The organism is Paenibacillus polymyxa (assembly GCF_015710975.1).
Taxonomy (GTDB): Bacteria; Bacillota; Bacilli; order Paenibacillales; family Paenibacillaceae; genus Paenibacillus; species Paenibacillus polymyxa.
Genome location: NZ_CP049783.1, coordinates 2,534,702 through 2,542,500, shown reverse-complemented (window position 1 = coordinate 2,542,500; position 7,799 = coordinate 2,534,702). Strand labels below are relative to the sequence as shown.

Annotated in this window: 6 protein-coding genes (1 of these 6 cut by a window edge); all 6 read right to left on the bottom strand. The window is 45.7% G+C overall.

Annotated features, from left to right (window positions below; translation table 11 throughout):
- Nucleotides 1–829, bottom strand: partial view of an NAD-dependent DNA ligase LigA gene (ligA, locus tag G7035_RS11325; protein WP_019688727.1) — the beginning only. The gene continues 1,187 nt to the left of window position 1, outside the view; the window shows 829 of its 2,016 coding nt (coding positions 1–829); the start codon lies at nucleotides 827–829; the stop codon falls past the left edge of the window.
- Nucleotides 830–915: 86 nt separating this feature from the next.
- Nucleotides 916–3,240 (bottom strand): DNA helicase PcrA, encoded by a 2,325-nt coding sequence (gene pcrA, locus G7035_RS11320; protein ID WP_019688728.1) that lies wholly within the window; start codon nucleotides 3,238–3,240, stop codon nucleotides 916–918.
- 41 nt (nucleotides 3,241–3,281) lie between these two features.
- Nucleotides 3,282–3,974 carry a heptaprenylglyceryl phosphate synthase gene (pcrB, locus tag G7035_RS11315; protein ID WP_029515238.1) on the bottom strand — a complete coding sequence of 231 codons (693 nt, stop codon included), beginning with the start codon at nucleotides 3,972–3,974 and terminating at the stop codon, nucleotides 3,282–3,284.
- 144 nt (nucleotides 3,975–4,118) lie between these two features.
- Nucleotides 4,119–4,991: a phosphatidylinositol-specific phospholipase C/glycerophosphodiester phosphodiesterase family protein gene (locus G7035_RS11310; RefSeq protein WP_019688730.1), complete on the bottom strand. Its 873-nt coding sequence runs from the start codon at nucleotides 4,989–4,991 to the stop codon at nucleotides 4,119–4,121.
- 135 nt (nucleotides 4,992–5,126) lie between these two features.
- A complete protein-coding gene (locus G7035_RS11305) occupies nucleotides 5,127–6,527 on the bottom strand; it encodes an undecaprenyl-phosphate glucose phosphotransferase (protein ID WP_016822991.1) in 1,401 nt (466 codons plus the stop codon).
- Complete coding sequence (locus G7035_RS11300) at nucleotides 6,524–7,432, bottom strand: glycosyltransferase family 2 protein (RefSeq protein WP_019688731.1); 909 nt, start codon at nucleotides 7,430–7,432, stop codon at nucleotides 6,524–6,526. Before G7035_RS11300 ends, G7035_RS11305 begins: the two co-directional genes overlap by 4 nt.
- Nucleotides 7,433–7,799 lie beyond the last annotated feature (367 nt).

Genomic DNA, 7,799 nt, shown 5'->3' with positions numbered 1-7,799 from the left:
GGGATTCTTCAATCTCAATCAGTTGCTCCATTACATCATCAAAATTATCAAAGTAAGTCAGGTATGGGTTCACCTTGAAATGATTTTCACGCAGGAAGGCCATCATCTCCTGGTGGCTGTTAAACTGGATACCGTCTGCATATCCCACGTTGTAGAAAAATGCATTCAGTCGGCGTTCTGCTGTCACTTTGGGATTCAAGTTGCGCAAAGCACCAGCTGCGGCGTTGCGTGCATTTTTAAGTGGGTCCGCGGCAGTCTCATTATATTTGGACAGTACAGAAAGATTCATGATTCCTTCTCCCTGCACTTCAATTGTTCCATTTCGAAAAGGAATTGTAAGTGGAACGGATTTAATCGTCTTGACCTGTGCCAGTATCCCCTCACCTACCACACCATTACCACGTGTGGAAGCCTGCACCAGTTGTCCATCCGTGTATGTCAGGTTCAGCGTCAGTCCATCAAATTTTAGTTCTATCGCATAGCCAGGGGATGGCAAAGGTTGCTCTGGGTTCTTGGTATTATAATCATTGACTAGCTTCACGACACGCGCATTCCATGCACGCAGCTGCTCCATATTCTGAGCTTTATCAAGGCTCCATAATGGAGCGAGATGGCGATGCGGTGTGAAGCCCTTGAGGATCTCCCCGCCCACACGCTGTGTTGGCGAATCCGGCAGTACAAGACCGCTTGTCTGTTCAAGCGCTACCAGTTCGTCATAAAGCACATCATATTCTTTGTCGCTGATCTGGGGATCATCCAATGTATAGTAGTGATAGTTATATGTGTTCAGTTCAACAACAAGCTGCTCCATCCTGTGCATTAGGTTCATGCAGGCGTATCCCTCCGGGAACTTCATTAGGGCAGAGGCCTTAGCCAAGCTGCCCTATGAGGTTCGAGATTTAATAATATTTAAGATTATTCTACTTTTGTAATCGGTGCAAAGCCAGCTAACAGTCGTTTAACCCCTACTGGAGCCGGGAAAGCAATCTGAAGCTCCATATCATTGCCCGTTCCTTTTACAGCTACAATGGTTCCAATTCCCCACTTGCCATGCTGTACCTTGTCTCCGGCAGCAAAAATGGATGCCCCCCCTGTCGCAACAGACGGAGTTGGTTTTGCAGGTGAGGAAGTGGTCACTGTTACGCGGGGCGACGCGGAAGCAGACGAGCCACTACGGCTCATCGTATCAAACGAGCGCTCTCCACCAAAGTTGCTGCCACTGCTTTTGCCCAGTCCGCGACCACCATAAGATCCGCCTACATTGCCTGAACGACGGTAACGATCACGCTTGATGACCGTATCCTCTTTTAACTCATCCGGAATCTCTTCGAGAAAGCGGGAAGGCGGGTTAGCTGTGGTACGTCCAAACAGAGTGCGCATCTGAGCGCATGTGAGGAACAACTGCTCCTCAGCACGGGTAATCCCGACATACGCCAATCTACGCTCTTCCTCCAGCTCTTCATTATCCAAAAAGGCCCTGCTGTGAGGGAATACCCCTTCCTCCATACCAACGATAAATACGATAGGAAACTCCAGTCCTTTGGCGCTATGCATGGTCATTAATACAACCGCATCACTCTGCTCCTCTTCATCGTCATTCATGGAATCAATATCGGCAATGAGAGCAAGATCGGTCAGGAAGGAGACAAGCGACTTGTCTTCCGTCCCTTTTTCAAATTCCATAGTTACCGACAGAAACTCATCAATATTCTCCAAACGCGAGCGTGACTCGAGTGTATTCTCGTTTTGTAGTTCCAATCGATATTGGGTGGTTTCCAGCATTTTTTCGGTCAACTCAGTAACTGACAGGTAATCCACCATCCGACTTAAACCTTCAATCATATCGTAAAACTCTACAAGCGCATTGCGCGTGCGTCCAGCAAAGCCCAAATCATCAACCACTTGAAGCACACGGAAAATCGAAACCCCACGTTCCGCCGCGGCTGCCTGTAATTTGCCAACCGTTGTGTCGCCGATGCTTCGTTTGGGTACATTAATGATTCGGATCAGGCTGATATCGTCGTCAGGATTGGACAGTAGGCGAAGATACGCCAGCAAATCCTTAATCTCTTTACGATCATAGAACTTGATTCCGCCCACGATTTGGTAAGGGATATCCGATTTGATCAAAATTTCCTCGACCACCCGAGACTGGGCATTCGTACGGTACAAAATGGCATGATGGCTATAGGTTTTGCCCGCCTTAATATTCTTATGAATTTCTGAGGCGATAAAATAGCCTTCGTCATGTTCGGAGTCAGCACGATAAACCTTAATCTTGGCGCCGCCTTCTTTGTCGGTCCATAGTTTTTTTGGCTTGCGGCCTGTGTTTTGGCCAATGACTTCGTTAGCTGCATTAAGGATATTTGAAGTTGAACGATAATTCTGCTCCAGCAAAATCGTGCGTGCTTCCGGGTAATCCTCTTCAAAGTTCAAAATGTTGCTAATATCCGCACCCCGCCACCGATAGATGGATTGGTCGCTGTCACCTACAACACATAGCCGATGATGCTTGTCAGCCAGCATTTTGCACAGCATATACTGCGCACGGTTCGTATCCTGATATTCATCAACATGAATGTATTGAAATTTCTTCTGGTAGAAATCAAGTACCTCGGGCACTTCTTTAAAGAGCTGAATCGTTGCCATAATCAAATCATCAAAATCAAGAGAGTTGTTGTTTCTGAGCCGTTGTTGGTACTTGGTATATACCTTCGCCACAATTCCTTCAAAATAATCGCCAATCTTGCGCTCATACATTTCGGGAGTGACCAGTTCATTCTTAGCCGTACTCATCATAGACTGAACCGCTTTGGGTTCAAACTTTTTGGTATCTATATTCAGGTCCTTCATACAGCTTCGGATGACAGACAATTGATCCGTAGAATCCAAGATGCTGAAATTGGAGGTAAATCCGATCCGCTCGATATCCCGGCGTAAAATACGCACACACATGGAGTGAAAGGTGGATACCCATACATCTCTCCCCTGTGGGCCAATCAGCTTGGATACGCGATCCTGCATTTCACGCGCGGCCTTGTTCGTAAAGGTAATCGCCAAAATCCCCCATGGAGCCGTCTTGCGGGTCGCAATGAGGTAAGCTATTCGGTGCGTGAGCACCCGTGTCTTACCACTGCCTGCGCCAGCCATAATTAGCAGAGGACCATCTACCGCCTCCACGGCCTGACGCTGAGGCTGATTAAGGCGAGCTACCGCCTCGTGTATATCTATTGATTGCATGCGTGCATGCTCCTTTCCCTAAGCTTTCATATATTCACGCTCTATACTTCCAATTTCACAGCTATCGTCTCCAACGCTTTCGCCAAATCACGATAAATAATGTTTCCTACTACAATGGTGTCACAAACAGCTGCTGCTTGTAACGCGGTAGTTTTATCCACGATCCCTCCTCCGTATAAAACACGAGATCGCTCCGTACCGCGATGTATTTGTTGTACCAGTTCCATATCTCCAAAGACACCGCTATATTCCACATATACAATCGGTAGATGCATAAGCTTGTCAGCAATCTGTGCATATGAAGCGGCAGCAGAAGCACTCAGCGAAGTTTCCGCACCAGTAAGCTTAGCGACGGTGGAATCACCGTTCAAAACAATATATCCTTCCGTCACAAGCAAATCCCAAGGGATCATATAACCAAATTGCTCAATCGCACGTTGGTGCTGCCCCATAATCCAATTACTGTCAGCGGTATTCAGCACCATGGGAATCATATATAGATCAAACCCCGGCACCACAGCTTCCAGATCGGATACCTCAAGCACACACGGCACCTCATAACGCCGAACCCGCGACAGCAAATCCACCGTATTTTCATAGGTTACGCCTGATGAACCTCCCACCATAATAGCGTCTGTACCAGACATACACACGGCATCAAGCGCCTCATCATTCAGTTCCTTGTCAGGATCAAGCTTAAATACATGCCTCCATGATTGAATTGAATCTGCCAACACACATTCCTCCAGCATCCATTGCTTTTGTCATCATCCAGACGAGCCGAATTCCAATATCCAAAAGCGTTCTATGCTAAGTCTATGACAGTGCTTAAAAGGTGTCAATGTTCGTATCAAATGGGAACACCGAGTTCAGACAGCTCATGGTCTCAGCGCATACAACCAACTGCGTCTACGAAGTTCTTTTTCCGTTAAAACGTCAGTATAAAAACCTCTTACACCCATCTGTTCGTACTCAGTGGCGTCCTTCAACTCGTTAATCGTATTTACGTAGCACACTGCCCCTGCCTGACGCAAACTTTCCACTAAGGCACCACTCACGCGATTTTCTGGTAAAGTTACTGCTGTTATATCATGCTGTTGGACAAATTGAATGATCTGGTCATCCGTGTCTTCTGTAGCATATAGCGTATAAATGATGGATGTATAAGGATAGATACTCCGCAACGTTTGCAACATTTCTTCATTATAAATTTGAGGGACAATACGAGACAGAAGTTCGGGATTTTTCTCCTGGGCCTGATGGGTCAGTTGTGCAAATAACTGTTTGATTTGGGCAGGGTCCTGCTCTTTCGTATCGGTCACAATATAGGCATCCGGGTAGTTTTCCAATAAATCCAATACATCCTTCCAATCAAGTGGAGTATAAGAACCGTGTATGGGGGTGTTTTTAAACTGATGATAGCTCCAAGGCTTTCGGCCCTGCTCTGTAGCAACTGCGTATTCCTGTTGCATTTGTTTGGTAAAGGATTCTGTCCATTCATGGCGGGCCACCAAATGTCCATCCGAAGTAAACATCAGGTCGACCTCGAATACACGGCTACCTTTTTTGTAATTTTCTACAAACGCTTCACGCGCATTGGTATAGGCCAAACCATCAACGGCTCCCATGGCATGCGAAATCACACGGTGTGTGGTAAAGCCAGTATGTTCTTCTGTAGATTGTCCTTTATAAGCCAGTAAAAATGTACCGATTATCATTAAAAGAATAACTGCAGCAATCACTCGTTTCATAGGGTGTCACATCCTTTTCGTACAGGTCAATACCCTACATACACCTACTCAAAACAGCCCTATATCAGTTGAACTAAAAAATCAGCTATATAGACGCAAAAACACCCTCCGACTAAGCCGAAGGGTGACTCTGGATTAATATGCGTTTTTGAAACCATTGCGAATCGTGCGAAAAATAATTTTAATATCGAATAAGAGCGACCAGTTCTCAATATAGAAGATGTCATGCTTAATCCGTTCCTCAATAGATGTATCTCCGCGCAAACCGTTACTCTGTGCCCAGCCTGTAATTCCAGGACGAACATGATGCTTCACCATGTATTTTGGAATTTCCTCACGGAACTGATCCACATAATAGGGCCGTTCCGGACGTGGGCCAACGACGCTCATATCACCCAACAGTACGTTGAAAAACTGTGGCAGCTCGTCGAGGCTTGTTTTACGAATAAACGTACCAAAACGTGTGCGTCTTGGGTCATTAGCAGTCGTCCAGCCCGTATCTTCAGTTCCAGGCGGCAGTACCTTCATGGAGCGAAATTTGTACATTCGGAAGGTGCGACGGTTCAAGCCTACCCGCTCCTGCTTAAAAATAATGGGGCCTCTCGACGTGACCTTCACACCAATCGCCACGGCCAGCATAATCGGAGAGGTCAGAATAATCGCAAATAAAGAAAATAAAATATCGAACAGACGCTTAAACAATCGATTCCCTGCTACATCCAGTGGAATATCCCGTACATTAATCATCGGCATACCTGCAAAGTTGTCAAAGTAAGGTCGTGCCGGCAAATAATCAAAGAAATCGGGAATAATAAGCGTGCGCACTCCAGCCTTTTCACACATGTTGATAATCTTGGGATACTTATCATGAGCATCCAGCGGCAGCGCCAGAATGACCTCATCAATCATCAGGCGCGACAGCGTTGCCTCCAACTGATCTAATCCTCCAAGAATCGGGCGAAAATGGGCCTCTTCCTCTTCACTCCAATGCCGTTTATCATCCAGAAATCCCACTACTTCATAGCCTAAATCAGGATACTGTCCAAGATTATGATAAAATCGTTGGCCCAAAGAACCCGCTCCAAGTATGAGCATGAATTGCTTATTGTATCCTTTTTGACGGAGGACTTTAAGAACTTGCTTCAAAAAATATCGATAAAACAAAATAATCAGTACATTACCAATCATATAGATCGCCAGATAAGACCGCGAAATGTCGATTTGCTTCACGAAGAACATCACACTCAACAGCACAAACAGGCCAACAATATGAATCTGTGTGACGCGAAACACGTCATCTGCAAACCTCTTTTTGCGTTTTGGTGAATAGAGCGAGAATAACATTCCCAGCACTACGGCAATCAGACCGTATATTAAGCTCCACCCTCCATATACTTGAATAGGAAGTGGCTCTTTATAAGTGATCCATTCACTTTCAAATTTGAAAAACCAAGCGATCAGAAAGGATAACTGAATGACCGCGAAATCCGCCACAATATATAATTGGGTTAAAAAACGCTGATTTCTGCGTATCATGCTTTCACCTCAGTACGAGATTGTTCTCCGCCGTCCGGCTTAACCGGTGCAGATAACTTATTTTTTAGAAAAGCCATTCCAAACTTCACCGTAATTCCCGCATATACAGCCATGTTGGTGAACCAGCTGTACTGCTGCTTATAATGCTTTCGATGGAATACCCACATAGCTCTATGAAACTCATAAATAATTTTCAAAGGGCGACGGCGAGCGCTGCCTCCTTTGATATGAATAATATATGTGTGTGGGTAGTAGTAAATGCCCCAACCAGCTTGTTTAATCCGGTAACACCAGTCTATATCCTCACCATACATAAAAAAGGTTTCGTCCAATCCGCCGACCTGATCAATCGTCTCCCGACGCACCAGCATAAAAGCCCCAACCAGTACATCCACAGGATACTCATCATCCGGGCTTAGATGCCCAAGCTGATATTGGTTGTACTTCGGGTTATCCGGGTAACGCTTCGACCAGCCGAAAGCATAGTAAAAAGACGCAGACGGCGTTGGAAACCCTCGCTTACAAGCCTTATCTAGCGAGCCATCCGGCAGGATGACCTTACAGCCCGATGCCCCCATCTCCGGATGCGTATCCATAAATCGAATCATTGTATCCAGCGTATCCGGCTGCACCAACGTATCGGAGTTCAACAGCAATACATAACGCCCGCTAGCTACTTCCATGCCCTGGTTATTCGCCTTGGCAAACCCTGTATTATCCTGATTGGCTATCAACATAATTTCAGGGTATGCAGCACGAATAGCCTCAACAGACCCGTCACTGGAGTGATTATCGATAACAATCACTTCATATCGATACTGCGTCTTTGACGCATACACCGACTGCAAACAATCCAGCGTCAATCGACATGTATTATAGTTGACGACCAGTATGCTTACATCCATATTTAAAACGCTCCTGACAAATTCAGTAATCTATTCTACTATCGCCTATTATAGCATACCGTGCAGACCACGGGGCGCAAAAAAGCACATAACTTGTAACCTTGCATAGTTAGTAGAATTTCGCAAAATTCGATTCCAACTGCTCCAAAGTGCAAATATAGACAAACGAAACCATTTGGAACTATATATTGTTCATTGGAAGTCGATTATTAGATTTTTGTAAAATCCTCGGTTGAGGTCTAAATTTCATCGTGGTAAGATATACATGGAAAAAGGGCTGGTGCCAGCCAGCCCCGCGCAACCAACGCTCCAAGAGCGGACGGTTTTGGAACAATCAGGCCGAAAATAGACCCTTCCTTGCGGGGGC

Excerpts from the sequence above, each read along its gene's own strand:
- pcrA (WP_019688728.1), bottom strand. The coding sequence starts at position 3,240 with ATGCAATCAATAGATATACACGAGGCGGTAGCTCGCCTTAATCAGCCT.
- G7035_RS11310 (WP_019688730.1), bottom strand. The coding sequence starts at position 4,991 with ATGAAACGAGTGATTGCTGCAGTTATTCTTTTAATGATAATCGGTACA.
- G7035_RS11305 (WP_016822991.1), bottom strand. The coding sequence starts at position 6,527 with ATGATACGCAGAAATCAGCGTTTTTTAACCCAATTATATATTGTGGCG.
- G7035_RS11300 (WP_019688731.1), bottom strand. The coding sequence starts at position 7,432 with ATGGATGTAAGCATACTGGTCGTCAACTATAATACATGTCGATTGACG.